Source organism: Pseudoroseicyclus aestuarii, assembly GCF_003217255.1.
GTDB lineage: Bacteria > Pseudomonadota > Alphaproteobacteria > Rhodobacterales > Rhodobacteraceae > Pseudoroseicyclus > Pseudoroseicyclus aestuarii.
In genome coordinates this window covers 554,646-581,118 of record NZ_QJTE01000001.1, presented here as the reverse complement: position 1 = coordinate 581,118, position 26,473 = coordinate 554,646, and the positions used below count along the sequence as shown (strand labels likewise).

Below are 26,473 nucleotides of genomic sequence, written 5' to 3'. Positions count from 1 at the left end.
TCACATCCATGTGATGACTCGGAGACCGAAACGCGCCGCGCTGCGACTGGGGTGTTCTGTCATTTTGAAAAGAGCCCAAATTAAAACATCAGTATTTCAAAGGCTTGGGATCAGTTGCGCACAACCTTTGAACGGTTCCGGGCGACTTAACATGCTCGGGAAACGGTCTGTACGCGGGCGACATGGCAGAAGGGGGCCTGTCATGCCGCCCGCGATCGTTTATGTCGGTTCTTGGGCACAAATGTGGCTGGGCGTCGTTAGAACTAGGACGACAACGAGCCACGCAACGAAACAGGCGAGCGTCTTGCTGACGCAGGGCCCTCGCTACAACTGGAGATGACAATGAAAACGTACATCGCAGCAGCACTCTTCGCGACCGCCATTCCCGTGGCCGCCGCCGCCGCGCCGATCTCGGCCGGCGATTACCTTACCGACGGCTTCAGCCTCGGCGGCGACAGCTCGACCGCCAGCTACTCCTTCGAGCCGACCGGCCAGGTCAAGATCTCGAACTTCGCCATCTCGGGCACCGGCGGCAGCGAAGGCGCCGACCTGGTCAAAGTCAGCTTCGGTGTCGACAGCACCGACGAAGGCTTCGAGGAAATCTACCAGCTGGGCGGCATCTCGGCTGCCACTGCCTTCCTCGACGGCATGGTGACCTCGTCGCCCTTCACGCTGCAGTTCGACGCCACCGGCGTGAACAAGCCGGTCTCGCTGACCTACTCCTTCGACGTCGAAGCGGCCGCCGTGCCGGTTCCCGCCGCCGGTGGCCTGCTGGTCCTCGCGCTGGCCGGTGCGGGCTTCGTCTCGCGTCGCAAGTCGAAGGCCTGAGGCCTTCACGGCACCGGCCCCCGCGGGGGCCGGACGCCCTGAGACCACTCAAGATGGCCGCGCCTTCGGGTGCGGCCATCTGCTTTTGGCCAGGCCTATTGCCCGCCGCGAAGGGCAGCCGGCGGCTGGCCAAAGATCCCTCTCTGCTCTAGACCGCCGAGAGCCGCTAAAGAAGAAGTGTCCATGGCCCGCCATCTCATCACCTCCGCCCTGCCCTACATCAACGGGATCAAGCATCTCGGCAATCTGGTGGGCAGCCAGCTTCCCGCCGATCTCTATGCCCGCTACCAGCGCGGACGCGGGAACGAGGTGCTGTTCCTCTGCGCCACGGACGAGCATGGCACCCCGGCCGAGCTTGCCGCCGCCAAGACCGGCGAGGCCGTGGCCGATTACTGCGCCCGGATGCATGGCGTTCAGGCCGAACTGGCAGAGGGCTTTCGCCTCAGCTTCGATCACTACGGCCGCAGCTCCAGCGCCCGGAACCACCAGCTGACGCAGCACTTCGCCGGCAAGCTGGCCGAGGCCGGCCTGATCGAGGAGGTCTCGGAGCGGCAGGTCTATTCCAATGCCGACGGACGCTTCCTGCCCGACCGCTACATCGAGGGCACCTGCCCGAACTGCGGCTACGACCGGGCGCGCGGCGATCAATGCGAGAACTGCACCAAGCAGCTTGATCCGACGGACCTGATCGATCCGCGCAGCGCGATCTCGGGCTCCACCGATCTCGAGGTGCGCGAGACCAAGCACCTGTTTCTCAAGCAGTCGGCGATGCGCGGGCAGCTCAACGACTGGATCGACGCGCAGACGGACTGGCCGATCCTGACAACCTCCATTGCGAAGAAATGGCTGAACGACGGCGACGGCCTGCAGGACCGCGGGATCACCCGCGATCTCGACTGGGGCGTGCCGGTCAAGCGCGGCGACGCCGATTGGCCGGGGATGGAGGGCAAGGTCTTCTATGTCTGGTTCGACGCGCCGATCGAATACATCGCCGCCGCCGGCGAATGGGCCGATGCCAAAGGGCTGGGCGAGGCGGATTGGCAGCGCTGGTGGCGCACCGACGAGGGCGCGGACGACGTGCGCTACACCCAGTTCATGGGCAAGGACAACGTGCCCTTCCACACGCTCGGCTTCCCGACGACGATCATGGGCTCTGGCGAGCCCTGGAAGCTCGTGGATTACATCAAATCCTTCAACTACCTGAACTACGACGGCGGCCAGTTCTCGACCAGCCAGGGCCGCGGCGTCTTCATGGACCAGGCGCTCGAGGTGCTGCCCGCCGACTACTGGCGCTGGTGGCTGTTGAGCCATGCGCCCGAGTCCGGCGACAGCGAGTTCACCTGGGAGAATTTCCAGCAGTCGGTGAACAAGGATCTGGCCGATGTGCTGGGCAACTTCGCCAGCCGGGTGACGAAGTTCTGCCGCTCCAAGTTCGGCGAGACCCTGCCCGAGGGCGGCGCCTACGGGCCGCGGGAAGAGGCGCTGGTCGCCGATCTGACGGCGCGGCTCGCGCGTTACGAGCAGCTGATGGACGCGATCGAGGTCCGCAAGGCCGCGGCAGAGCTGCGCGGCATCTGGGCCGCGGGGAACGAGTACCTGCAATCCGCCGCGCCCTGGTCCACCTTCAAGGAAGACCCCGAGACGGCGGCAATGCAGGTGCGGCTGGGGCTGAACCTCGTGCGCCTTTACGCGGTCCTCTCGCAGCCCTTCATCCCCGATGCCGCGGCCAAGATGGCCGATGCCATGGGCGGCGCCGGCGCCTGGCCCGAGGATGTCGCCGCAGCGCTGAGCGCTCTGGCGCCCGGTGCCCCCTTCACCGTGCCGGAGAACCTCTTCCGCAAGATCACCGACGAGGAGCGGGCCGACTGGCAAAGCCGCTTCGCCGGTCGCCGCGGCTAGGGCACATCACCTTCAGGGCCCCCGCGCCCGGCAACAGGACGCGCGATGATCAGACGCCTTTACGACTGGACGATCCGCCTCGCGGACACGCCCCATGCCATGTGGGCGCTGTTCATCGTCGCCTTTGCCGAAAGCTCCGTCTTTCCGATCCCGCCCGATGCGCTGATGATCCCGATGATCCTCGCCCGCCCCGGCCGCGCCTGGCGCATCGCCGCTGTGGCGCTGGCCGGATCGTTGCTGGGGGCGCTGGGCGGCTACGTCATAGGCGCGACCCTCTTCGAGAGCGTCGGCAGGCCCGTGCTCGAGTTCTTTGGCAAGGACGTCTACTTCGACGGCTTCTCGGACCGCTACAACGACTACGGAGTCTGGGCGGTGCTGGTGGCCGGGGTCACGCCCTTCCCCTTCAAGGTCATCACCATCCTGTCGGGCGCGACGGGCCTGAACCTCGTGGCCTTCCTGCTGATGAGCCTCGTGGCGCGGGGGCTGCGGTTCTTCCTTGTCGCGGCGCTGCTGTGGCAGTTCGGCGCGCCGATCCGCGATTTCATCGAGCGGCGGCTGGGGCTGGTCTTCGTCGCCTTCGTGGTCATCCTGATCGGCGGCTTCTACGCGACGCGCTACATGTAGGGCGCAGGCCGCGCCTTGATCGCGGCGCGCGCCCTCCCATCTCGGGGGCGGGCGCGCTTTACCGCCGCACCCGCCGCGCCTATGATGGCGCCCGCCACCCCAAGGCCACGGCCTTGCAGCAGAGGATCGCGTCATGCCCGAAGACCAGGCCCCCGGCACCCCGCTCATCGCGCCGTCGGACACCGACCACCCGCTCTACGACCAGATCGTCGAGGCCTGCCGCTCGGTCTATGATCCCGAGATCCCGGTGAACATCTACGACCTCGGCCTTGTCTACACGATCAAGATCGACGCCGAGAGCGCCGTGGACATCGCGATGACGCTGACCGCCCCGGGCTGCCCCGTCGCCGGCGAGATGCCGGGCTGGGTCGCCGATGCCGTCGGCGCCGTGCCGGGCGTGAAGCAGGTCGATGTCGCCATCACCTGGGAGCCGCAGTGGGGCATGGACATGATGTCCGACGAGGCGCGGCTCGAGTTGGGCTTCATGTAACAGGCACCCTGTTGGGGTTGCTTTCGCGATAGCAACTCTTCTGGGCGTCCTTTGCAGATGCAGCTGAATAAGGTTGCTTTTCATATAGCAACCGATAATGGTTGCCACATGGAGCGACAGCAAGGCGCATCACCCAAGGTATTCGCGGTCCTGACCGGCGATCTCGTCGCCTCCGAAAGGCTATCCGCCGCCGCGCTCGATGCGGCACTGGCCACTCTGGGCGATGCAGCCGCGCGCTACGGCAAGACCCATGACATGGCCCTGCGGTTCACCCGGTTTCGCGGGGACGGCTGGCAGGTCTTGCTGGACACTCCGGGCCTGTGCCTTGAGGCCAGCCTCTACATGACGGCCAGACTGGCAGGCGCCCATCCCGGCCTGTCGACACGGATCGCCACCGGCCTCGGGCCAGTCGAAGCCTTCGGCACGGCCGATCTTTCGGACGCCCGAGGCGAGGCCTTCACGACCTCGGGGCGGCAACTCGACGGCATGACGGGCGCCGACCGGCTGAGCCTTTGTCGCACCGAGCGTGCCGGCGGCGGGTACCAACAGGCGATCTTCCAGCTTGCCGGCTATATCTGTGGCGGCTGGACAGAGCGACAGGCCGAGGCGATTGCCCTGGCGATAGAGCATCCCGACGACACGCAAGACAGCCTTGCACAGCGCCTCGGCGTCACCCGGCAGGCCGTTCAGAAGCGCCTTGCCGGGGCAGGATGGGGCGTCCTGCGCGAGGCGGCAGAGGCCTTCGAAAGCGATGAGTGGGTGCCATGACCGAGACCTTCGCCGCCCTCCTCTTCGCCCATGTCATGGCCGATTTCGTGCTGCAGCCGGACCGCATGGCGCAGAACAAGCGGCACCCCCTGATGCTGCTGGCGCATGGGCTGGTGGTGCTGGCCGTGCTGCTGGCGGTCTTCGGGCGGCTGGATATCCCGCTTCTTTACGCGCTGGCGCTGGCGCATCTGGCGCTCGACGCCGCCAAGCTGCTGCTGCCGCCCGGACTGCGCGCCTTCCTCGGCGATCAGGCGGCGCATCTGGCGACGCTGCTGATCACCGCCGTCGTGGCCCCGGCGCTGTGGTCAGCGGCCCCCTGGGCCGGCATGGCGCTGCTGCCCGCGGCAATGGCGGCCGCGGCGGGCTTTGTCCTGGCCACCCGCGCGGGCGGCTTTGCCGTGGGCCTGCTGATGGCGCCCTGGACCGATGTGGCCCTGCCGCCCGGCCTGCCGGGCGGCGGCAGGCTGATCGGCCTGCTGGAGCGCGCGCTGATCTTCCTGCTGGTGCTGGTGGCCCAGCCCGCGGGCATCGGCTTCCTGATCGCGGCGAAATCGGTGCTGCGCTTCGAGACCGCGAAGAACGAGGGGCCGGTGGGCGAGTATGTCATCATCGGCACACTCGCCTCCTTCGGCTGGGGCATCGCCTGCGCCTATGCCACGCGCGGGCTGATGGTGGCGCTGGGGGCGCCCCTGCCCGCGCTCTAGCCCTCCCAGGCGATATCGGCGCCAAGGCGCGTGAGGTTCTCGATCAGGTTGGGATGCGCGCGGCGCAGCGGATCGGCCTTGAGGATCTTCGACCGCCCCTCGATCTGCATCGCGGCAATGGCAAGGCCCACGACGACGCGGATGATATAGGGCGCCTCGACCTCGGCCGGTTTCAGGCGGTTGCCGCCGAAGAGGATCAGCCGGTGCGGGTCCGACAGATGCGCGCGCACGCCGAACTTGGCGAGCTCCGAACTCCAGGCCAGGGCGCCCTCGTAGACCTTGTTCCAGAACATCACGTCGCCCTCGCAGCCCACGGCCACGCCCACCGCCTGCGGCAGCAGATCGGCGGGGAAATAGGGCCATGGCGCGGCCTCGATCTTGGCGGTCATCTGCTGGGTCAGCGGCTGGGTGACCTGTCGGGTCCAGCCGGTCACCGTGACCTCACCCTCGCGGGTCTCGAACTGAAGGCCCAGCTTGCCGAACTGCTCGAGGATCAGCGGCATTTCGGCGATGATGTCGGTCTCGACCGTCACCTGCCCGCCGGTCACGCCGCCGAAGGCGAGGAAGGTCGCGACCTCGTGGTGATCGTCCGGCACGCGCTGCGTGGTGCCGCCCAGCCGGTCGCGCCCCTTGATCGTCAGACGCGAGGTGCCGATCCCCTCGACCCCGGCGCCCATGTCCGAGAGCATCCGGCACAGCGCCTGCACATGCGGCTCGGAGGCGGCATTGGTCAGCACGCTGGTGCCCTCGGCCACGGCGGCGATCATCGCGAAGGTCTCGGTCGCGGTGACGGAGGCATATTCCGCCCAGATCGAGCGCGCCTCGGGACGGGTCTTCAGCGTCAGGTCGATGCCGCCCGACTTGTCCAGCGCCGCGCCGAAGGTCGTCAGCGTGTCGATATGCGGGTCGATCTCGCGAATGCCCAGCGCGCAGCCCTTGGCATCGACGTCGAAGCGCAGGCGGCCCATGCGGTGCAGCACCGGCGCCAGCAGCAGCACCGCCGAGCGGATGCCCAGCGGCAGATGCTCCGCCCCCGCCGGATCGAGCGTCTTGGGGTGGTGCAGGCGCAGCGTGCCGGCCTCCACGTCGTGCTCCACCTCGGAGCCGATCTCGCGGAAGTAGGCACCGATCTTTGCGACATCAGTGATGTCGGGAACATTGGTGAAGGTCACCGGCTCTGCCGTCAGCAGCGACGCGCACATCATCGGCAGGACCGCGTTCTTGTTGCCGGACGGCCTGATGCGACCGTTCAGCGGCACGCCGCCGTTGACGATAAGGTTTGCCATGGATCTGCCCCTCGGTTTCCGATTTGGGCCGCATCCTACAGCCCCCGCGCGCGAAGCGCGATGCCCCACGGCAGCAGATGCGGCAGAAGGCGGCGCACTGCCGAGCACCGCGGGCGTGCCGGAGCGTACGGGCCGGCCGCCAGCCTTGTCCGGCCGGGCCGCGCGGGCTAACACGAAAGGCGGGGGCCAAAGACGCCGAAGGATCACATGCGCCGGATCATACGCCCTTTCGCCCTTTGGCGGACCCTTTCCCTCGTCCTGCTGCTTCTGGCGCCGCAGATCGCTGCCGCGCAGGGCGCATCCCTGCCCCCCGATACCCAAGGCAGCGAGGGCGAGCAAAGCGGCTCCGCCGCTGCGCCCGATCCGTCGGAACCGCCCGCCTTCGACGTCGATGCGCTGAATGCCGGGCTGGGCGATGCACCAGCCGACCTTGACCGGAGCACGCCGCAGGGCACGATGGAGGCGCTCCTCGACCTGAACGCGGCCCGGGCCTGGGGCCCCGCCGCGCATCTGCTGGACCTCGGCTTCGTCGACGAGGCCGAGCAACCGCTCGAAGGCTCGCGCCGCGCGCGCGAGCTGGTCGAGATCCTGAACCGCAAGGTCGTGCTGGACTGGTCCGACCTGCCGGACCGGCCCGATGCCCTCGTGACCCGGTCGGACAACCCGATGGCGGGCCAGGCGCGGCGGTCGATCCTGCTGGGCACGGTCGAGATGCGCGGCCGTCCGGTGGAACTGCGCCTCAACCGGGTCCGCCCCCCCGAGGGAGACCCGGTCTGGGTCATCTCGCGGCAGACGGTGGCGAACATCCCGGTGCTGCACGACCGCTACGGCCCCACCGCGCTCGAGATGTCGCTGCCCGAACAGCTGCGGCAGGAGGCGATTTGGGGCCTCATGCGGTGGGAGCTTCTGGGTCTGCCCCTCGTGCTGGGCATCGCCGTCCTCGCGGGTGTCCTGACCAGCCGGCTGATGCGGCTGCTGGCCTCGCGCGCGAATGGCAAGCTCGTGACCTCCCTCCTGCGGGCGGCGCGGCGACCGCTGATCGTCTTTGCCTTCACCGCGACGCTGACCTGGCTGACGGGCACCTACTTCGTTTTCTCGGGCCGCATCGACATGCTGCTGGGGCCGCTTCGGACCATCGGCTTCACGCTCGCCGGGCTGGTCTTCCTGCTGAACGGGGTGGACGAGATCCTCGACCGTCTGATCAGCCCCAGCAGCGACGCGCTTTTCGACGCGCGCGAGGGGCACAGGCGTGAGCTCGCGACGAACATCGCCGCGGGCCGGCGTGTGCTGGTCGTCGTGGTGGTGATCTTCGGCCTCGGGATCATCCTCAGCCGGGCAGAGCTGTTCCGCGGGCTGGGGCTGTCGCTGCTGGCCTCGGCCGGGGCACTGACACTGGTCTTCGGCTTTGCCGCGCGGCAGGTGCTGGGCAATATCCTGTCCAGCCTGCAGATCGCCTTCAACCGCAGCGCCCGGATCGGCGACAAGATCATGTACCGCGACCACCTGTGTTACGTGGAGCGGATCAACTTCACCTATGTCCAGCTGCGCGAATGGACCGACGTGCGCATCGTCGTCCCGGTGTCGGAGTTCGTCTCCGAGCCCTTCGAGAACTGGACCCTCGCCGATCCCAAGATGATCCGCTTCTTCAAGATCCGCCTGTCGCATACCGCCAAGGTCGAGCGGCTGCGCGAGGCCTTCTTCGAAATCGTGGATGCCATGGACCCCGAAGAGCTGCAGGAGCGCGAGAACCACTTCGTCTCGGTGACGGATCACGACGTCTTCGGGCAGGAGGTCATGGTCGCGCTGGCCTGCGCGAACGCCGATACCGCCTGGGCGCTGTCCTGCGAGGTCCGCGAGAAGCTGCTGATCAAGGCCGCAGAGTTCGAAGGCGAGAGCGGCGGCTACTTTCCCCAGCCCAGCGCCGCCGAAGGCGCGGCCTGAGGGAGGTCGCCCGGCGCCCTGAGGCGCCTCCGACCGAAGACCGCCGCCCGCAGGCGCAGCAGCCGGAGACGCCTCATCCGGCGCCGTCTGCTTTTTATGCGCCGTGCGATCACCTCCAGCTCGCTGAGGCTGCGAAGGCCGTCCCCGTGGTATGCCGTATTGACGAGCATGACGAATGCCTTTCATATTTGGAAGGATGATCCCACGATATCCGTCGATACAGTCATCAGAAGCCGTTCTTATCGAAAGGGGACTTCCATAAATGAAAGACGAGCCGCGCCCGGACGACCTGCTCCTGTTCCTCGCGCTGGCCGAGACGGGCGGGCTCGCGCGGGCGGCTCTGGCCACCGGCACCAGCGCGCCGACCCTGTCGCGGCGGATGGCCGCGCTCGAGGCGCAGCTGGGACGGCGGCTGTTCCTGCGCGGGGCGCAGGGCTATGCCCTCACCCCCGATGGCCGCGCCCTGGCCGAGACGGCGCAGCCGCTGTCGCGCACGCTGGACCGGGTACGCGACTGGGCCATGGGCGCCGCACCGGTGCGGGTGCGCATCACCGCGGGCTTCTGGACCTCGCGCTTCCTGGCACGGCGGATCGGGGACGTCTGGCGGCCCGGCGCCGGCTGGACGCCGGAGTTTCTGCCGGGCAACGCCATCCTCGATATCGCGCGGCGTCAGGTCGATATCGGAGTCCGCAATCGGCGGCCCGAACAGCCCTGGCTCGCCGGGCGGCGCACCGCCCGTATCGGGTACGCGGTTTACGGCAAGGGGCCGGAGGTCGCCGGCTTCGTCGGGCGGGCCGAGGGACAGCCCACGACGCCATCCGACCGCTGGCTGGCCGAGACGCACCCCGACCGCATCGTCACCACGGCCACCGAAGGGCGGCTGATGCTGGACCTGGCGCTTTCAGGGCTGGGGCGGATCGTGCTGCCGACCTTCGTCGGCGAGGCCGAACCCGGTCTGGTCCGCCTGTCCGAGGATATCGCCGAGATCGCCCACGACGAATGGATCGTCGCCCATCAGGACGCGCGCGAGACGCCGCCCGTGCGCCGCGCGCTGGACGCCGTGACCCGTCTTCTGACGCAGGAGCGCGTCGCTTGATGGCCGGCTCCCGGTCTATCCCGGCAGCGTCAGCACGATGGGCTTGCCCCGGGTGGCGACGACCGTGTGCTCGTATTGCACCGCCGGGGCGCGGGGGTCGGCATAGAGCGTCCAGTCGTCCTCGTCGCCGCCCTCTGCCCAGAGCCCGCCCTTCGACAGGAAGGGCTCGACGGTCATGACCATGCCGCGGGCGATGCGCCGCCGCTCGCCCCGGTCGGGCCATGTCGGGATCTCGCCCGGCTCCTCGTGCAGGGCGCGGCCGATGCCGTGGCTGGCGAGGTTGCGGATCAGCGTGTAGCCGCGGCCCTCGGCGAAGCGGCCGATGGCGGTGCCAATGCCGGCAAGCGGCTTGCCCGCGCCGACCTGCGCGACGCCGATCTCCATCGCGCGCCTCCCGTCCCGGCACAGCCGGTCGAGGTCAGGCGTCACGGCCCCAAGGCGGAAGGTCGCGCCGGTATCGCCGAAGTAGCCGCCCTTGGAGGCGGAGACATCGATGTTCACCAGATCGCCCGTCTTCAGGACCCGGCCTCCGGGGATGCCATGGGCGATCTCCTCGTTGACGCTGATGCAGGTCGCGCCGGGAAAGCCGTAGGTCGATTGCGGCGCCGAGACCGCGCCCTCGCGCTCGAGATACGCGGCACCGATCTCGTCCAGCTCGGCGGTGGTCATGCCCGCCACCATCGCCCGCCCCATGGCCTGCAGCGCATTGGCGACGATCCGGCCGATGTGTTTCAGCCCCTGAAGCTGGTCGTCCTGCGTGATGGTCATGGCGCGCTCCCGATGCTGTCGCCCCGGCCTCTTAGCGGACAGGGCGCCGCATGTCCCGCCTCTCAGCCCAGCTGGAAGTGCTCGAACCGCTCCAGCGCCGCCTCCACGCGGGGGCGATGCGCCTCGCCGCCGGGGCCGGTCCAGTGCCAGGCCTGGATCAGCAGCCGCCCGGCCTGCCGGTCCGCCTTGAGGTCGAGCGCGGCGATCACCGCGTCACCGTCGAGGACCGGCAGGGTGAAATACCCCATCTGCCGCTTCTCCTTCGGCACATAGGCCTCGAAGAGATGGGCATAGCCCAGCAGCGCCTCGGTGCGCTTGCGCTGGATGATCAGCGGATCGAAGGGCGAGAGGATATGCACCAGCTCCGGCGCCGCGGGCGGAACCTCCAGCACCTCGGGGCGGCACCAGTGGCGATCCTTCAGCCCCTCGATCCGCAGCTCGACCAAGCGGCCCGCGCGCCCCTCGCGCTCGATCAGGGCGAGCACATCGGGCTTGGCGGCGGCATCCATGTAGCAGGCCGAGGCAAGGCTGATGATGCCCTGCGACCGCAGCGCACGCTCCAGCTTGTAGCGGGTGATCTGCGCCGGGGTGGCAGGTTTCGGCAGCGCCTCCCAGCCGAAATGGCGCAAGGTCAGCTCGTGGGTCTTGAGCATCCCCTCGCGGGCGGAGATCGCCAGTTCGCCGTTGAAGAAGCCGGCGCGGAGGGCGGTGCGGCTGGGCTTGCGGCTGGCCCAGGCATGGGTCTTCTCGACCAGCCGGTCGTCCTTGATGTCCGACAGGGTCAGCGGCCCCTCGGCCTCGATCCGGTTGAGCATGGCGCGGATCTGCCGCCGCCGGGCCCCCGCGTCCCAGCCGCCCGCCTCGCGCCGGTGCCGCCTCATCTCGGGGACGAAGTAGCGGAAGTCCTGCGTGGCGACGTAGGACAGCGCATGGGTCCAGTATTCGAAGACCGACCTGTCGCGGCTTTGCGCCTGCGCGAGGTCGGCGCGGGTATAATCGGGGATGCGGGACCACAGGATATGGTGATGGCAGCGCTCGATCACGCTGATCGTGTCGATCTGCACATAGCCCAGATGCGCCACGCAGGCGGCCACGGCCCCTGCCCCCGCGCCGAAGGGCGCGGGCCGGTCCAGCCGCTGCGCCGCGATCCAGTGTCGCCGCGCGTCGCGGCGCGCCATCTCTGCCGTCTTCGGTGTTCTGGCCATGGCCCCTCGTTCGGCATGGCAGCATAGGGCCGCGACGCAGGGGCGCCACCCCCGTTGAGTGCGCGGCGCCCTGCCCCTATATTGGCACCAAGCGAAGGAGACCGCCCATGTTCTCGATCCCCGGCAATCCCCCCGTCAGCGTCACCCCCGAGGCCGCCAAGCAGATCGCGCGGCTGATGGCGAAGGGCGGTCACCAGGGGCTGCGCATCGGCGTCAAGAAGGGCGGCTGCGCGGGCATGGAATACACCATGGACTATGTCGACGAGGCCGATCCCAACGACGAGGTCGTCGAAAAGGACGGCGCGCGGGTGCTGATCGCGCCCATGGCGCAGATGTTCCTCTTCGGCACCGAGATCGACTACGAGACCAGCCTGCTCGAATCCGGTTTCAAGTTCCGCAATCCCAATGTCGTCGATGCCTGCGGCTGCGGCGAGTCGGTGAAGTTCGCGGTCTGAGGCCCGTGGCGCCGCCGCCCACCAACGCCGGGCCGCTTGGCCCGCCCCCCGGCGGCTGCTAGCCTTCCCGAGGGCCTTGAGGGGGGAGATCGCGCGATGCGCCAAAGACTTGCCGTGGCGAACTGGAAGATGAACGGTCATCTGGCCGATGTGGCGCAGGCGCGGGCCATTGCGGACGGCGCGAAGGACATGACCGGGGCCGATGTCCTGATCTGCCCCCCGGCCACCCTGATTGCAGAAGTCGCACGGGCGTTGGAGGGCACCGCCGCCCTTGTGGGGGCGCAGGACTGCCATGCCGCCGCGGGCGGGGCCCATACCGGCGATCTCTCGGCCGCCATGCTGCGCGAGGCCGGCGCAACCCACGTCATCCTCGGCCATTCCGAGCGCCGCGCCGCCTACGGCGAGAGCGATGCGCAGGTCCGCGCCAAGGCCGAGGGCGCCTGGGCCGCCGGGCTGGTCACGGTGCTCTGCGTCGGCGAGGATGAGGCGGTGCGCGATGCCGGCGAGGCCGAGGCCTTTGTCACCGCGCAGGTCGAGGGATCGGTCCCCGATGGCGCGGGGCCCCACAACACCGTCTTCGCCTACGAGCCGGTCTGGGCGGTCGGCACCGGCCGCAGCGCCGATGCCGAAACGATTGAACGGATGCACGGCGCGATCCGCCGCGCGCTGCTGCGGCGCCTTGGCGATGCGGCCGAGGCGATCCCGCTGCTCTACGGCGGCTCGGTCAAGGCGGCGAATGCAGAGGCGCTCTTCGCGCTGCCCCAGGTCGACGGCGCGCTCGTCGGCGGGGCCAGCCTGAAGGCAGAGGATTTCTGCCCCATCATCGCCGCCCTCGCTGCCGCACCGCGGTAGGCGGGCCGGCAGCGATTGCGAGGGCCTGACGTGCCTCAGCCCAGGTAGCCGGGCTGCTCGACATCCTCCACGATGCCGGGCTGTTCGGGATGCCAGCCAAGCGTTTCCCTCGTCCAGGCGTTCGAGGCGGGGCCGTGGTTCGCGACCCAGATCGCCAGCGGCCCGAAGTGCGCCTCGGCCTCCTCGGGTGTCAGCGACACGGCCGGCAGGCCAAGCTGGCGGCCAATGGCATCGGCGATGTCTCTGAACGGCACGCCCTCCTCCGCCACGGCATGGTAGGCTTCGCCCCGTGCTCCGCGCTCCAGCGCCAGGCGGTAAAGGCGCGCCGCGTCGAGGCGATGGACGGCAGGCCACATCTGCTGCCCCTCGCCGATATAGGCCGAGACGCCCTTGTCGCGCGCGACGGCAGCCAGCATCGGCACGAAGCCGTGTTTCTCGCCCTGCCCATGCACGGACCGCGGGTTGCGGACGACGCTGGCATGGACGCCGCGACCCGCGAGCGCAAAGGCGGTCTGCTCCGAGGCGCGCGGGAAGTCCGGCAGAACCTCCGGCCGCTCGTCCTCAAGGGTCTTGCCGCCCGTCACGTTCAGAAAGCCGCTGGTCACGACGATCGGCCGGCTCGATCCCGCGAAGACCTCGCCGAAGGTCTCGATCGCGGCTGCGTCTTCGGCGGCGAGATCAGCGATCCTCGAGATATCGAGCCCGAAGGCCGTGTGGATGATCCCCTCCGCATCCTCGGCGCCGCGCCGCAGGACATGGGTATCCTGCAACGTCCCGACCAGCGGCGTCACCCCCGCGGCGCCCAGCGCCTCTGCCTTGCCCGGCTTGCTCGTCAGTCCCGTGACAGAATGGCCCGCCGCGAGAAGGTCCCTCGCGATCATCGAGCCGATCCAGCCGCTCGCCCCCGTCAGAAAAACACGCATGATCGATCTCCTTGCGCTTGGTGACGCCGATCCTATGATCCTTGTCAGTGACTGACATATCCCAATGTCAGTCACTGACAAGGGGGACTCGATGGCAGCGACGGCGCGCACACGATTGCAGCAGGCGGCGGTGGATCTGTTCGGGGAGCGTGGCTTCGACAGCACCACGGCTGCCGAAATCGCCGCCCGCGCAGGCGTGACGGAGCGCACCTTCTTCCGGCATTTCGCCGACAAGCGCGAAGTTCTATTCGACGGGCAGGCGGTGCTTCTCGAGGCGCTTCTCACTGGGATCGAGACGGGCGCGCGCGATGCGCCGCCGCTGGATATCCTGTTCCACGCCTTCCGGTCGGTCTGCCCGCTGCTCGAGGCCAACCGCCCCTTTTCCGAGCCCCGGCAAGCGGTGATCTCGGCCACGCCCTCGCTTCAGGAGCGCGAGCTGGCCAAGATGGCCGCGCTTGCCGAGGCTCTCGCGCAGGCCCTGCGCACGCGCGGCATCCCGGAAGACCGGGCCCGCTTGGCCGCGCGGATCGGGATGGCTGTCCTGGCTGACGTCACCCTGGCCTGGCTGAGCGAAACGGGGCCTTCCCTAAGGGACCGTCTGGACCGGGCGGAGCAGGATCTGAAGGCGCTGATCTGACCTGCGCCGAGCCGGGCGCCTGGAAACCCATGTCGGGCACAGAGCGGCCCGTGACCGCTTGCCGCGGGCCGCGCTGCGCGGCAGGAAGGACGCCATGCAGCACCTTAAGCAATCCCCGACCGACCGCGCCTTCGTGCAGGACCCCTATGCCTTCTACGACAAGGCGCGCGCCGATGGCGCCGACCTCGTCTTCTGGGCCGAGATGGGCATGCCCTGCGCCGTCAGCCACCGCGCCGTTTCGGCGCTGCTGCGCGACCGGCGGTTGGGACGGGAGGCGCCGCCCGAGACCGCGCCAGAGATCCCCGAGCGGCTGGCCCCGTTCTACGAGGTCGAGGCGCATTCCATGCTGGAGCTTGAGCCGCCGCGGCATACCCGTCTGCGCGGGCTGGTGCTGCGGGCCTTCACCTCGCGCCGGATCAAGGCCCTTGCCCCGGATATCGAGGCGCTGAGCCATGCGCTGATCGACGGTTTCCCCGAGGGGCCCTTCGATCTGCTCGAGGCCTTTGCCCGGCCGCTTCCCGTCACCGTCATCGCCCGGCTTCTGGGCGTGGAGGAGGCACGGGCGCCGGATCTCCTCGCCTGGTCGAACGCCATGGTCGGCATGTATCAGGCCGGGCGCAGCCGCGCGCATGAGGATGCCGCCGTCGCGGCCACGCTCGCCTTCCGCACCTTCCTGGACGAGGCCATCGCGCAGAAGCGGCGCGCCCCGGCGGACGACCTGATCAGCGAGCTGATCGCCGCCGAAGAAGAAGGCGAGAAACTGAGCGCCGAGGAGCTGACCTCGACCGTGATCCTGCTGCTGAATGCCGGTCACGAGGCGACGGTGCATTCCATCGGCAATGCCGTGCGCGCGCTTCTGGCCCATGACCACCGCAAGGTCGATGCCGCCACGGTCGAGGAGCTGCTGCGCTATGATGCGCCGCTGCATCTCTTCACCCGCTGGGTCTACGAGGATGTGGAGCTGTTCGGCCAGAGCTTCCGCAGGGGCGATCAGGTCGCCTGCCTGCTGGCCGCCGCCAACCGCGATCCCGCCGCCTACGAGGCGCCGGAGCGCTTTGATCCCGCGCGCTTCAAGGACAAGGTGCCGCCGCAACAGGGCTTCGGCGCGGGCATCCACTTCTGCGTAGGCGCGCCGCTGGCGCGGCTGGAGCTTGAGATCGGGCTCTCGGCGCTGATGCAGCGCTGCCCGGACCTCGCGCTGGCCGAGGCGCCCGAATACGCCGACAGCTACGGCTTTCACGGGCTGAACCGGCTGATGGTGACGGCGGGCTAGAGCGGCAGCGCCAGCGTCGACTTGATCTCTTCCATCGACAGAAGCGCGGTGACCGACTGCACCTTCACCTCGGCGATCAGCGCCTGGTAGAAGACGTCGTAGGCGCGGGCGTTCTGCACGCGCACCTTGAGGATGTAGTCGATCTCGCCGGCGAGGCGATGCGCCTCCTGCACCTCGGGGCGGCTTTTCACGGCATCAAGGAAGCGGCTCTGCCAGGCGGCATCATGCTCGCTGGTGCGGATCAGCACGAAGAAGGTCGCCTCGAAGCCCAGCGCCTCGGCATCGAGCCGCGCGACCTGCGCGCCGATCACCCCGGCCTCGCGCAGCTTGCGAATGCGATTCCAGACCGGCGTCTTGGAGCTGCCGACCGCGCGGGCAATCTCGTCCAGCGGGCGCCCGGCGTCCCGCTGCAACTCGGAGAGGATTTTCCGGTCGGTCTCGTCGATGCGGACTGGCATGCACCCTCTCCCTGCCCTGATGGAACACGTGTCGCCCTATCCGCCAGAGGGCGGAACGGACGTCCTTATCTGCGCCGCCCCGTGGCCGCTTGCAAGTCATTTGTTCTATATTGCGACGCAGCGATACCGCCGGAGGCCGCCATGCAGCACTATCCGATCTTCCTCGACCTCAAGGGTCGCGACGTGGCCCTTGGCGGCGGCGAGGAGACCGCCCTCGCCAAGCTGCGCCTGCTGATGAAGACCGAGGCGCGGCTGCATGTCTTCAGCCCCGCGCCCTGCCCCGAGCTGGTGCAGCTGGCCGACGAGGGGCGCCTGCGCCTCGTGCGGCGGGCCATGGCGCCGGGCGATGCCGATGGCATGGCGCTGGTCTATGCCGCCACCGAAGACGATGCCGAGGATGCGCGCATCGGCGCCATCGGCCGGGCAGCCGGCGCGCTGGTGAACCTCGTCGACAACCTGCAGGCCTCGGACTTCATCACGCCGGCGATCGTCGACCGCGATCCGGTGACCGTGGCCATCGGCACCGAGGGGGCCGCCCCCGTCCTCGCCCGTGCGATCAAGGCCGACCTCGAAGAGCGGCTGCCGGCGCAGCTGGGCATGCTGGCGCGGCTGGGCAAGGGCTTTCGCCATCATGCCGACGCCCTGCCCTTCGGACGGCGGCGCCGCGACTTCTGGTCGGAGTTCTACTTTGCCGAGGGCCCCCGCGCCGCGGGCCATGGCGAGGGGGCGGTGCGCGAGGCGCTGCATGCCCTGCTCGCCCGCCACAAGCAGGCCGAAACCCGCGCGGGGCATGTCGCCTTCGTCGGCGCCGGGCCGGGCGATCCGGAGCTGCTCACGCTCAAGGCGCGGCGCCTGCTGCACGAGGCCGATGTCGTGGTGCACGATCGCCTCGTGCCCGGCCCGATCCTCGAGCTGGCGCGGCGCGAGGCGCTGCTGATCGCCGCCGGGAAGGAGGGCTTCGGCCCCTCGACCCCGCAGAGCGAGATCAACGCGATGATCACCGAACACGCCCGGCAGGGCGCGCAGGTGGTGCGTCTGAAGGGCGGCGATCCGTCGGTCTTCGGACGACTCGACGAAGAGACCGAGGCGCTGGACGAGGCCGGCGTCGCCTGGTCCGTCGTGCCCGGCATCACCGCCGCCAGCGCCGCCGCCGCCTCGCTCGGGCGCAGCCTGACCCGGCGCGGGCGCAACACCGAGCTGCGGCTGATCACCGGGCACGACATGGATGGCTTCGCCGAGGCCGACTGGCGCGCCCTCTCCCGCCCCGGCACGGTGGCCGGCATCTACATGGGCAAGCGGGCCGCCCGCTTCATCCAGGGGCGGCTGATCATGGTCGGCGCCGATCCCGCGACGCCGGTCACGGTCGTCGCCAATGCCTCGCGCCCCGACCAGCGCTGCACCGGCACGGTGCTGGGCCGGCTGGCCGAGGAAATGCGGGCCGCCGCGCCCGAGGGGCCGGCCCTCCTGCTGCTCGGCCTCGCCCCGCGCGAGGCCGCCCGATCCGCCCTGCGGCAAGAGGAGGCCGCGCTGTGAGCAAGCCCTTCACCCCCAAGGTCGTCACCGCCAACAGCCTGCTGAAGGGCGATGCCGTCTGGCTGACCGAGGACGACGGCTGGAGCCCCGACATGCACGAGGCCGAGTTGATCGAGGACGAGGCCCATGCCGACCTGCGCCTGCTGTGGGCGCAGAGCCAGCCCCACCTCGTCGTCGGCGCCTATCTCGCCGATGCCAAGGCAGGCCCGATGGGCCCCGAGCCCACCCATTTCCGCGAGGCGTTCCGCAGCCGCGGCCCCTCGAACTACCCGCTTGGCAAACAGGCGGGCACCCCCGCCGTGGAGGCCTGATGTACCAGTACAGCGATTTCGACCGCGACTTCGTCCAGGCCCGCGTGGACCAGTTCCGCGCGCAGGTGGCCCGGCGGATCGACGGCTCCCTCACCGAGGATGAGTTCAAGCCGCTGCGGCTGATGAACGGCCTCTACCTGCAGCTTCATGCCTACATGCTGCGGGTCGCGATCCCCTACGGCACGCTCTCCTCGGCGCAGATGCGCCAGCTGGCGATGATCGCGGAGCGCTGGGACAAGGGCTACGGCCATTTCACCACCCGGCAGAACATCCAGTTCAACTGGCCAGAACTTGGCGATGTGCCCGACATGCTGCAGGCGCTGGCGGATGTGCAGATGCACGCGATCCAGACCAGCGGGAACACGATCCGCAACGTGACCGCCGATCACTTCGCAGGCGCCGCTGCCGACGAGGTCGCCGATCCGCGCCCGGTGGCCGAGCTGCTGCGGCAATGGTCCACCGATCACGCCGAGTTCCAGTTCCTGCCGCGCAAGTTCAAGATCGCCGTGACCGGCGCCCCCTCGGACCGGGCGGTGACGGCGGCGCATGACATCGGCATCCGCATCCTGCGGGGCGAGGACGGCGAGATCGGCTACCGCGTGCTGGTGGGCGGCGGGCTGGGCCGCACCCCGGTCATCGGCAAGGTCATCCGGGAGTTCGTGCCCGGCGCGGACCTGCTGCCCTACCTCGAGGCCATCGTCGAGACCTACAACCTGCTCGGGCGGCGCGACAACAAGTACAAGGCGCGGATCAAGATCACCGTGAACGAGACCGGCCTCGAGGCTTTCCGCGCCAAGGTCGACGAGCGCTTCGCCCTGACCCGCGCGCGCTTCACCGGCATCGACCAGCAGATCCTGGCCGCGATCAAGGCGCAGTTCCCCGAGCCGGCGTACCGTCGGCTGGAGACCGGCCCCTATGAGGCCGCGCTGACCACCGACCCGGCCTTCCGCGCCTGGACGGAAGTGAACCTCGCCGCGCACCGGCAGGCCGATCACGCCATCGTCACCGTGTCCCTCAAGGCGCCGGGCGAGACGCCGGGCGATGCGACGGCGGCGCAGATGCGCGCGCTGGCCGACTTGGCCGAAGCCCATGCCTATGGCGAGCTGCGGATCAGCCACGAGCAGAACGTGATCCTGCCGCATGTGCCGAAGGCCGCGCTGCCGGGCGTCTTCCGCGCGCTCAAGGAGATCGGCCTCGCCACCGCCAACGTGGGCCTGATCTCGGACATCATCGCCTGCCCGGGGATGGATTACTGCGCGCTCGCCACCGCCCGCTCGATCCCCATCGCGCAGGAGATCGCCCTGCGCTTCGAGGCGCTGAAGCTCGAGCACGACATCGGCCCGCTGAAGATCAAGATCTCGGGCTGCATCAATGCCTGCGGGCATCACCATGTCGGCCATATCGGCATCCTCGGCCTCGACCGCGCGGGGGTCGAGAACTACCAGCTGACGCTGGGCGGCGACGGCACCGAGGAGATGACGCTGGGCGAGCGGACGGGCCCCGGCTTCGGCGCCGAGGCGGTCGTGGGCGCGGTGGAGACCATCGTGCTGGCCTACCTCGACAAGCGCGAGGGGCCGGAGGAGACCTTCCTCCAGTTCTATCGCCGGATGGGCATCGCGCCCTTCAAGCAGGCGCTCTACCCGGACGCCCCGAAGAGGGAGCGGTTCGTTGCCGCGTGATCTTGCCCCAGCCGCCGAACGCGCGCCGGCCCTGAACGCGCGCTATCGCCATCACGGCGCGACCGCGGTGCTGGAGCGCGCGCTGCGCGACGCCGAGGTCGGGCGCACGGCCATGGTCAGCAGCTTCGGCGCGGAATCGGTGGCGCTGCTGCACCTTGTCGCCATGGTCGACCGGCACACGCCGGTCCTCTTCATCGACACCGAGATGCTCTTTGCCGAGACGCTGACCTACCAGCAGGAGATCGCGGAGCGGATGCGGCTGAGCGATTTGCGCATCCTGCGCCCCGCCGAGGCCGACAAGCGCGGCTGGGATCCCGATGGCACGCTGCACCTGACCGATCCTGACAGCTGCTGCGCCTTTCGCAAGACCGGCCCGCTGCAGGAGGCTCTTGGCAGTTTCGACGCCTGGATCACCGGGCGCAAGCGCTACCAGAGCGGGCGGCGCGCGACGCTCGACTTCTTCGAGCCGGACGGGGCGGCCCGGCTGAAGATCAACCCGCTGGCGCATTGGACACCGCAGGACGTGCAGGACTACATGGTCGAGAACCGCCTGCCCCGGCATCCGCTGGTGGCGCAGGGCTACCCCTCGATCGGCTGCGCGCCCTGCACCAGCCGCGTCGCGGAAGGCGAGGACCAGCGCTCCGGGCGCTGGCGCGGCCGGGCCAAGGACGAATGCGGCATCCACTTCGAGGGCGGCAAGCCGTCGCGTGCGAAGACCGGCTGAGGCCCCGAGGGGTTGCAGCCGGCGGATCATGAGTATTTTTGGGAAACATGAAGAGGGGCGGCGCGCCCCCATCGGAGACCGAGAGATGAGCGTGATCGTGCGCGATACGGGCTTTGCCCCCGAGGATTTCACCGGCAGCTTCGTGCCGCTCGAGGCGCTGGCCGAGGGCGACCGCGCCGTGGACGTTGGGCCGGCCGACGGGCTCGAGGCGCTGGAGGGGCGGCTGGGAAGCCTCGAGGCGATCCGCATCGCCTTTCAAAGCTTCTCGGACGGGCGCGGTTTCACCCTCGCGCGCGATCTGCGGGCCCGGGGGTTCGCTGGGCGGCTGCGCGCGCAGGGCCACGTGATCGCCGATCAATACGCCATGGCGCGGCGCTGCGGCTTCGACGAGGTCGAGATCTCGGAGGAGCTGGCCGCGCGCCAACCGCAGGACCAGTGGCAATTCCGCGCCGACTGGCGCGACCATGATTACCAGGCGCGCCTGCGCGGCTGACACCAGACAGGAAAGACGAGACGCGATGACCACCAATCCCGCCACCGCCGAGCATCACCAGGACGAGGCGCGCGCGCCCGGCAAGCCGATGCCGGTGCTGCCCGATGCGCAGACCGTCACCAGCGTCCGGCACTACAGCGACCGGCTTTTCAGCTTTCGCGTGACGCGGCCGCAGAGCCTGCGCTTTCGCTCGGGCGAATTCGTGATGATCGGGCTGATGGGCGAGAACGGCAAGCCGCTGCTGCGCGCCTATTCCATCGCCTCCCCCGCCTGGGACGAGGAGCTGGAGTTCTACTCGATCAAGGTGCAGGACGGCCCGCTGACCAGCAAGCTGCAGCATGTGCAGCCGGGCGACCAGATCATCCTGCGCCCCAAGCCCGTGGGTACGCTGGTGCACGACGCCCTGCTGCCGGGCAAGCGGCTGTGGCTGTTCTCGACCGGGACGGGCTTTGCCCCCTTTGCTTCGCTGCTGCGCGATCCCGAGACCTTCGAGAAGTTCGACGAGATCATCGTCACCCATACCTGCCGCGACGTGGATGAGCTGACCTACAGCCGCGAGCTGGTGGAGAGCATCAAGTCCGACGAGATGCTCGAGGAGCTGCTGGGCGTCGAAGCCCTCGGCAAGCTGCGCTACTACCCCACCACCACGCGCGAGCAGAGCGGGACGATGGGCCGCATCACCACGCGGATCGAGGACGGCTCGCTGTTCTCGGACCTGGGCGTGCCGGCGCTGAACCCGGAGGAGGATCGCGCCATGGTCTGCGGCTCGCTGGCCTTCAACCTCGACATCAAGGCGCTGCTCGAGCAGGCGGGGCTGCGCGAGGGGGCGAATTCGGACCCGGCGGAATTCGTTGTGGAAAAGGCCTTCGTCGGTTAAAGGGGCCGCCGTCCCGGTGAAACGGTTGAACCGAATCGCCCGTGGCCCTACCTATTGCACAGAGAATTAGAACGACCCGAAAGGACCACTGCCATAGCCCGCAGACCGCATAATGCCCCCCCTACCCGTGACACCGGACCGCGCATCAACGACCGCATCCGGGTTCCGGAAATCCGTCTGATCGGCCCCGAGGGCGAGAACGTCGGGGTCGTGACCCCCGAGCGTGCGCTTGCCCTTGCCGAGCAGGTCGGTCTGGACCTCGTCGAGATCTCTCCCAACGCGGCGCCGCCCGTGTGCAAGATCATGGACTACGGCAAGTTCAAGTACGAGAGCCAGAAGAAGGAATCCGAGGCGCGCAAGAAGCAGAAGATCATCGAGATCAAGGAGGTCAAGTTCCGCCCGAACACCGACACCCATGATTACGATGTGAAGATGCGCAACGTGCTCAAGTTCCTCGAGAACGGCGACAAGGTTAAGGTCACGCTGCGCTTCCGCGGCCGCGAGATGGCGCACCAGGACCTGGGGCGCGAGCTTCTGCAGCGCGTGGCGGGCGACGTCAGCGAGCTGGGCAAGGTCGAGAACATGCCGAAGATGGAAGGCCGTCAGATGGTCATGATGATCGGCCCCAGCGCGCGCTGATCGCGGGCTGGTCCACGGTTTGAACGTTAAGGAAGGCTCCGCTGCGGCGGGGCCTTCTTTCTTTTGTCAGGCAGGTCCGGTCAGCCGGCCTCATCGCCCGTCAGGCGGCCCAAGGCCGCGGCGCAGGCGGCCGGATCCTCGGCCGAGAGGGCCATGCGCATCACCCCGGCCGAAGCCTCGGGTTCGGGCAGCCCCGCTTCCTGGATATAGCCCAGAAGCGCCGCGCAGTCGGGATCGGCGAAGCCCTGGTCAAGCTGCATCAGCGTGAGCGTGGCGAGGCAGGTGTCCTCCTCGCCCGAGGCGGCGGCTTCGCGCAGTTCCTCGATCTCGATCGCGTCGCCCTCGGGGACGGTGTCGTAATCGACGAGCTCGCCCAGCGCAGTGCAGGCCGAAAGGGCCGGCGGGACGGGCGGGGCATCCTCTGCCTCCTGCGCGGCGGCAGGCAGGGGCAGCATGAGCAGCGGCAAGATCAGGCGTTTCATCGGGTCTCCTCCGGTGTCCTCGGGGCAAACTTGGGACCGCGCAGGGTCAATGTCATCGCCGCGAGCACCGAGAGCGCGATCTCGGCGGGCGAGCGCGCACCGATGTCGAGGCCGACGGGCGCGTCGAGCCTGTCGAGCGCCGGGCCGAGATCGGCCAGACGCTCCATCCGTTGAGCATGGGTGCGGCGCGAGCCCAGCGCGCCGACGTAGAAGGCGCGCGAGGTCAGCGCGACGCGCAGCGCCGGATCGTCCAGCTTGGGATCGTGGGTCAGGGTGACGACAGCGGTACGGGCATCGATCCCCAGCGCCTCGAGCGCCTCGTCCGGCCAGTCGTCGACCAGCGTCTCGCCGGTGAAGCGGTCGGCACTGGCGAAACCGGGGCGCGGATCGACGATCACCGGCGCATAGCCCAGCTGCCGCGCCATCGGCACCAGCGCCTGCGCGACATGGACGGCGCCCACGACCACCAGCCGCAGCGGCGGGTTGTGCACGGCGATCAGCCGCCCCTCCTCCACGCCGGAGGCATCGCGCGTGAAGCGGTCGGGAAATTCCTCCGGCGGGGCAAGACGACGCTCCGGCCCCTCGAGGGCCGAGACCATCGCGACGGGCCGATGCGCGGCGCGCGCGGCGACGAGGTCCTCGAGAAGGGCCGGCTCCAGCGCGCCGCCTACTGGATCGACCAGCACGCGGATCGTGCCGCCGCAGGCGAGGCCGACGGAAAAGGCGTCACCGTCGCTGACGCCGTAAGTCAGCAGCCTCGGGCGACCGTCGGCAATGGCCTCGATCGCCTCCGCCACGACAGCGCCCTCGACGCAGCCGCCCGAGACGGAGCCTTCCATGGCCCCCTGCCCGTCCACCGCGAGCTGCGCGCCCACCGGACGCGGGGCGGAGCCCCAGGTTTCGACCACCGTGGCCAGGGCCGCGCCGCGGCCGGCGCGGTGCCAGCCAAGGGCTACGGCGGGAATATCGTCGCTGTCATGCATCATCTGTCTCCTGGCCCGGGGATCTAGCCGCCATGCAGCGACAGCCAAGGGCTGGACGGCCCCGCGCCGGAGGGCGATCCTGCGTCATCCCGGCGGCCCCGGCCTGCCGCAGCCACAGGAGGGCGAGATGTACCTGACGATGAACCGGTTCAAGGTGAAGCTGGCCGAGGAAGCCACCTTCGAGGAGATCTGGCTCAGCCGCGACAGCGTGCTGAAGGAGGTGCCGGGCTTCGTCTCCTTCCACCTGCTCAAGGGGCAGGAGGTCGACGGGTCCCACCGTCTCTATGCCTCTCATACCGTCTGGGAGAGCGAGCAGGCCTTCCGCGACTGGACGACCTCCGAGCAGTTTCGCCGCGCCCATGCCGGCGCGCGGCCCAGCCGCGACATCTACCTCGGCCCGCCCGAGCTCGAGATCTTCGAAAGCCTGCAGGCGCTGACGGCCTGAGCCGCCCGCACGAAAAAGGGGCCGGCCCCAAGGACCGGCCCCTTCCGATGTGCTGGCAATGCCTTACTGCGCGGCGGCCTGCTGCAGCAGCGGCGTGATCCGGCGCACGGTGGCGCGGCGGTTCGCCGGCTCGGCCTCCTGCGTCGCGACCTTGAGGTAGCTCTCGCCATAGCCCTGCACCACGAGGTTCTCGGGCGGGATGGCAAAGGCCTCGGTCAGCGCGAGGGCGACCGTCTCGGCGCGGCGGTCGGACAGCGCGAGGTTCAGCTGCTCGGAGCCAGTGGCATCGGTATGCCCCTCGACGAGGAAGACCTCGCGCGGGTTCTCGGCGATGACGCCCTCCATCAGGTTGCCCAGACGGGCAAGGCCCTGAAGCTGGTCAGTGGTGATGGCGGCAGAGCCGCTGGCGAAGGTCAGCGTGTCCAGATCGATGGCCGGCACCAGCTGGCGCACCTCCTGGATGTCACGCACCTGACGCAGGCTGAAGCTGCGGCCCGCATCGGCCAGCAGACCGCGATCGAGCGCCGCGCGCAGCGCCTCGATATCGGCATCCGAGTCCGTGACCGTCACCGGCTGCGGCTCGCTCGCGACGAGCTGGCGCACGTCGACCGGCTGCGTCTCGATCAGGTCGTCGAAGAGCTGCACCTGCGTGCCGTCGGCAAACTGGCGCGTGCGGCGCAGAACGCGGCCCTCGGCGTCGCGGATGGTGATGACCTGGCTGCCGTCCTCGCGCGCCAGCGTGGTGCGGGTGGAGCCGTCCGAGAAGGTCTCGGTCCTGATGTCGCTGCCCGGCTGGCGCAGAAGCGCGTCGTCGTCGCGGTAGACCTGGTAGTTGCCCTGGTCGTCCTGCGTCACGACACGGTCGCCGGTGTTCGAGACGACCTGCTGGCCATTGCGCATCAGGGTGCCAACGGCCACGGCGCCGGCGCCCAGAAGCAGCGCCTTCTGGAAGTTGCTCAGGCCGTCATCCTCGTCGTCATCCTCCTCGGCGGATTGCGCCTCGGCATCGACGGCCGTGTCGAACTCCTCGTCGCTCTGGCGCGAGTTCTCCTCGTCCACGACGGTCTCGGTCACTTCCGGGGCTTCGGCATCGCCCTCACCCCCGCCGGCGGCAGCAGCGGCAGCGGCAGCCTGAGGCGCGGCGTCCGGCTGGGCCTGTCCCTCGGCGTCCGTGACGGCAGCGTCACCGGCCTCGGTCGCCTCCGGCTGATCGGCGGTCGGCGCGGCCGGCTCCTGCGGCGCGGGCTGCTCGGCCGGGTCTTCCGCGGGCCGCTCGGCCGCGTCTTCGTCGGGGGCAGCGTCGGCAGCCGGCACCGCAGGCTCTACCGAAGCGGCGTCTTCGGCCGGCGCGGCAGGCGCCTCGGGTGCGGCTTCGACTTCGGCTTCGGGCGCAGCCGGCTCAGCTTCGGCAGGGGCCGCCTCTTCGGGCATCGCCTCAGCCGCCTCGGCAGCGGCATCGGCTGCCTCGGCATCGGCCTCGGCAGGGGTCTCGGCGCCCGGCAGCGGCGCGCTCATCTCGGCCGGGGCTTCTGCGGGCTCCTCGGCGGCGGGCGCTTCGGCAGGCTGCTCTTCGGCGGGTTGCTCTTCGGCAGGCTGCTCTTCAGTCGGCTGGGGCTGCTCGACAGCCTCGGCCGGGGCCTCGGGTGCGGCAGCGGGCTCCGTGGCTTCGGGCTCAGTGGCCGCCGGCTCCGCGGGGGCTGTATCTGCAGGCGCCGCCTCAGCCGGGACCGCCTCTGCCGGGGCCTCCTCGGGTGCGGGCTCCTGCGCCGGCTCGACTGCCTCCTCAGCGGTCTCGGCGGCGGCGGGGGCGGGCTCGGCCTCGGTCACGGCCTGGTTCGCCTCGGCATCCTCGACGGCCTCGCCCTCGGCGCCCGGCGCCGGCTCGGGGGCGGTGCCCTCTTCGGTCGCGCCGTCGGGGACCGCGCAGGGCGGCTCGCTGCCGTCCTCGCAGAGAACGGGCTCCGCCTCCTGCGCCGCGGCGGGCGAGACGAGCGGCGCGGCCGGCATCATCAGCGACAGGCCGGCGACGAGCGCCGTGCTCGTACGGAAGCTGGTCTTGGTCTTCATGGTGCATCCTCCTGCAAGGCCCGAGAAACGGGC

Annotated in this window: 28 protein-coding genes; 20 read left to right on the top strand and 8 right to left on the bottom strand. The window is 69.5% G+C overall.

Translation table 11 applies throughout. The features are described 5' to 3' along the window. The first annotated feature begins 342 nt into the window (after positions 1-342). The 6 genes from DFP88_RS02730 to DFP88_RS02705 all read left to right on the top strand — a co-directional run bounded on the left by DFP88_RS02730 (position 343) and on the right by DFP88_RS02705 (position 5,313). Positions 343-828, top strand: a complete 486-nt coding sequence (locus DFP88_RS02730) for a hypothetical protein (protein ID WP_110812892.1) — start codon at positions 343-345, stop codon at positions 826-828. A gap of 183 nt (positions 829-1,011) precedes the next feature. Then, positions 1,012-2,727: a methionine--tRNA ligase gene (metG, locus tag DFP88_RS02725; RefSeq protein ID WP_110812891.1), complete on the top strand. Its 1,716-nt coding sequence runs from the start codon at positions 1,012-1,014 to the stop codon at positions 2,725-2,727. A gap of 45 nt (positions 2,728-2,772) precedes the next feature. Then, entirely contained in the window at positions 2,773-3,351 is a 579-nt protein-coding gene (locus tag DFP88_RS02720; RefSeq protein WP_110812890.1) for a YqaA family protein, read from the top strand. Between the two features lie 133 nt (positions 3,352-3,484). Beyond that, positions 3,485-3,841 carry an SUF system Fe-S cluster assembly protein gene (locus DFP88_RS02715; RefSeq protein WP_110812889.1) on the top strand — a complete coding sequence of 119 codons (357 nt, stop codon included), beginning with the start codon at positions 3,485-3,487 and terminating at the stop codon, positions 3,839-3,841. 108 nt (positions 3,842-3,949) lie between these two features. Next, on the top strand, positions 3,950-4,609 hold the full coding sequence (locus DFP88_RS02710; RefSeq protein ID WP_110812888.1) for a hypothetical protein: 660 nt from the start codon (positions 3,950-3,952) through the stop codon (positions 4,607-4,609). Beyond that, positions 4,606-5,313: a DUF3307 domain-containing protein gene (locus DFP88_RS02705; protein WP_110812887.1), complete on the top strand. Its 708-nt coding sequence runs from the start codon at positions 4,606-4,608 to the stop codon at positions 5,311-5,313. Before DFP88_RS02710 ends, DFP88_RS02705 begins: the two co-directional genes overlap by 4 nt. Here the strand turns inward: DFP88_RS02705 and DFP88_RS02700 are convergent. Continuing rightward, the gene (locus tag DFP88_RS02700; protein WP_110812886.1) at positions 5,310-6,599 is read right to left on the bottom strand and encodes a UDP-N-acetylglucosamine 1-carboxyvinyltransferase; all 1,290 of its coding nucleotides are present in this window, start codon (positions 6,597-6,599) and stop codon (positions 5,310-5,312) included. The genes DFP88_RS02705 and DFP88_RS02700 overlap by 4 nt on opposite strands. 207 nt (positions 6,600-6,806) lie before the next feature. Between DFP88_RS02700 and DFP88_RS02695 the strand changes: the two genes are divergently transcribed. Together DFP88_RS02695 and DFP88_RS02685 are read left to right on the top strand one after the other, a co-directional pair. Further along, positions 6,807-8,540: a mechanosensitive ion channel family protein gene (locus DFP88_RS02695; protein ID WP_110812885.1), complete on the top strand. Its 1,734-nt coding sequence runs from the start codon at positions 6,807-6,809 to the stop codon at positions 8,538-8,540. A gap of 262 nt (positions 8,541-8,802) precedes the next feature. Beyond that, a complete protein-coding gene (locus DFP88_RS02685; protein WP_110812883.1) occupies positions 8,803-9,636 on the top strand; it encodes a LysR family transcriptional regulator in 834 nt (277 codons plus the stop codon). Positions 9,637-9,651: 15 nt separating this feature from the next. Here the strand turns inward: DFP88_RS02685 and map are convergent, their stop codons facing one another. Both map and DFP88_RS02675 read right to left on the bottom strand, forming a co-directional pair. Continuing rightward, positions 9,652-10,404 carry a type I methionyl aminopeptidase gene (map, locus tag DFP88_RS02680; RefSeq protein ID WP_110812882.1) on the bottom strand — a complete coding sequence of 251 codons (753 nt, stop codon included), beginning with the start codon at positions 10,402-10,404 and terminating at the stop codon, positions 9,652-9,654. 62 nt (positions 10,405-10,466) lie between these two features. Beyond that, positions 10,467-11,609 (bottom strand): winged helix-turn-helix domain-containing protein, encoded by a 1,143-nt coding sequence (locus DFP88_RS02675; RefSeq protein ID WP_110812881.1) that lies wholly within the window; start codon positions 11,607-11,609, stop codon positions 10,467-10,469. Between the two features lie 107 nt (positions 11,610-11,716). Here DFP88_RS02675 and DFP88_RS02670 point away from each other — a divergent pair, with 107 nt between their 5' ends. Together DFP88_RS02670 and tpiA are read left to right on the top strand one after the other, a co-directional pair. After that, complete coding sequence (locus DFP88_RS02670; protein ID WP_110812880.1) at positions 11,717-12,064, top strand: HesB/IscA family protein; 348 nt, start codon at positions 11,717-11,719, stop codon at positions 12,062-12,064. A gap of 96 nt (positions 12,065-12,160) precedes the next feature. Then, on the top strand, positions 12,161-12,916 hold the full coding sequence (tpiA, locus tag DFP88_RS02665; RefSeq protein ID WP_110812879.1) for a triose-phosphate isomerase: 756 nt from the start codon (positions 12,161-12,163) through the stop codon (positions 12,914-12,916). 35 nt (positions 12,917-12,951) lie between these two features. On the opposite strand, the gene DFP88_RS02660 is transcribed toward tpiA, so the two are convergent. Continuing rightward, a complete protein-coding gene (locus DFP88_RS02660; RefSeq protein ID WP_110812878.1) occupies positions 12,952-13,839 on the bottom strand; it encodes an SDR family oxidoreductase in 888 nt (295 codons plus the stop codon). Positions 13,840-13,930: 91 nt separating this feature from the next. Between DFP88_RS02660 and DFP88_RS02655 the strand changes: the two genes are divergently transcribed. Next, complete coding sequence (locus DFP88_RS02655; protein WP_110812877.1) at positions 13,931-14,476, top strand: TetR family transcriptional regulator; 546 nt, start codon at positions 13,931-13,933, stop codon at positions 14,474-14,476. Between the two features lie 94 nt (positions 14,477-14,570). Further along, positions 14,571-15,749 carry a cytochrome P450 gene (locus DFP88_RS02650; RefSeq protein ID WP_110812876.1) on the top strand — a complete coding sequence of 393 codons (1,179 nt, stop codon included), beginning with the start codon at positions 14,571-14,573 and terminating at the stop codon, positions 15,747-15,749. On the opposite strand, the gene DFP88_RS02645 is transcribed toward DFP88_RS02650, so the two are convergent. Then, complete coding sequence (locus tag DFP88_RS02645) at positions 15,746-16,207, bottom strand: Lrp/AsnC family transcriptional regulator (RefSeq protein ID WP_110812875.1); 462 nt, start codon at positions 16,205-16,207, stop codon at positions 15,746-15,748. The two genes, DFP88_RS02650 and DFP88_RS02645, sit on opposite strands and share 4 nt — an antisense overlap. Before the next feature lie 141 nt (positions 16,208-16,348). Between DFP88_RS02645 and cysG the strand changes: the two genes are divergently transcribed. The 7 genes from cysG (at position 16,349) to infC (ending at position 22,463) form a co-directional block, all read left to right on the top strand. Continuing rightward, positions 16,349-17,740, top strand: a complete 1,392-nt coding sequence (gene cysG, locus DFP88_RS02640) for a siroheme synthase CysG (protein WP_110812874.1) — start codon at positions 16,349-16,351, stop codon at positions 17,738-17,740. Next, on the top strand, positions 17,737-18,051 hold the full coding sequence (locus tag DFP88_RS02635) for a DUF2849 domain-containing protein (RefSeq protein ID WP_110812873.1): 315 nt from the start codon (positions 17,737-17,739) through the stop codon (positions 18,049-18,051). Before cysG ends, DFP88_RS02635 begins: the two co-directional genes overlap by 4 nt. Then, positions 18,051-19,730: a nitrite/sulfite reductase gene (locus tag DFP88_RS02630; protein ID WP_110812872.1), complete on the top strand. Its 1,680-nt coding sequence runs from the start codon at positions 18,051-18,053 to the stop codon at positions 19,728-19,730. Before DFP88_RS02635 ends, DFP88_RS02630 begins: the two co-directional genes overlap by 1 nt. After that, positions 19,720-20,454 (top strand): phosphoadenylyl-sulfate reductase, encoded by a 735-nt coding sequence (locus DFP88_RS02625; RefSeq protein ID WP_110812871.1) that lies wholly within the window; start codon positions 19,720-19,722, stop codon positions 20,452-20,454. The genes DFP88_RS02630 and DFP88_RS02625 overlap by 11 nt, the downstream gene beginning before the upstream one ends. Before the next feature lie 85 nt (positions 20,455-20,539). Further along, the gene (locus DFP88_RS02620; protein WP_110812870.1) at positions 20,540-20,947 is read left to right on the top strand and encodes a DUF934 domain-containing protein; all 408 of its coding nucleotides are present in this window, start codon (positions 20,540-20,542) and stop codon (positions 20,945-20,947) included. Positions 20,948-21,035: 88 nt separating this feature from the next. Further along, entirely contained in the window at positions 21,036-21,824 is a 789-nt protein-coding gene (locus DFP88_RS02615; protein WP_110813297.1) for a ferredoxin--NADP reductase, read from the top strand. Positions 21,825-21,878: 54 nt separating this feature from the next. Beyond that, complete coding sequence (gene infC, locus DFP88_RS02610) at positions 21,879-22,463, top strand: translation initiation factor IF-3 (RefSeq protein WP_425450800.1); 585 nt, start codon at positions 21,879-21,881, stop codon at positions 22,461-22,463. A gap of 80 nt (positions 22,464-22,543) precedes the next feature. Here infC and DFP88_RS02605 read toward each other — a convergent pair whose 3' ends face one another. Further along, entirely contained in the window at positions 22,544-22,945 is a 402-nt protein-coding gene (locus DFP88_RS02605; RefSeq protein ID WP_110812869.1) for a hypothetical protein, read from the bottom strand. Further along, positions 22,942-23,928 (bottom strand): XdhC family protein, encoded by a 987-nt coding sequence (locus DFP88_RS02600; RefSeq protein ID WP_110813295.1) that lies wholly within the window; start codon positions 23,926-23,928, stop codon positions 22,942-22,944. The genes DFP88_RS02605 and DFP88_RS02600 overlap by 4 nt, the downstream gene beginning before the upstream one ends. A gap of 127 nt (positions 23,929-24,055) precedes the next feature. On the opposite strand from DFP88_RS02600, the gene hmuQ reads away from it, so the two are divergent. Next, entirely contained in the window at positions 24,056-24,373 is a 318-nt protein-coding gene (gene hmuQ / locus DFP88_RS02595; RefSeq protein WP_110812868.1) for a heme-degrading protein HmuQ, read from the top strand. Positions 24,374-24,436: 63 nt separating this feature from the next. On the opposite strand, the gene DFP88_RS16970 is transcribed toward hmuQ, so the two are convergent. Continuing rightward, complete coding sequence (locus DFP88_RS16970; protein WP_110812867.1) at positions 24,437-26,440, bottom strand: OmpA family protein; 2,004 nt, start codon at positions 26,438-26,440, stop codon at positions 24,437-24,439. Positions 26,441-26,473 lie beyond the last annotated feature (33 nt).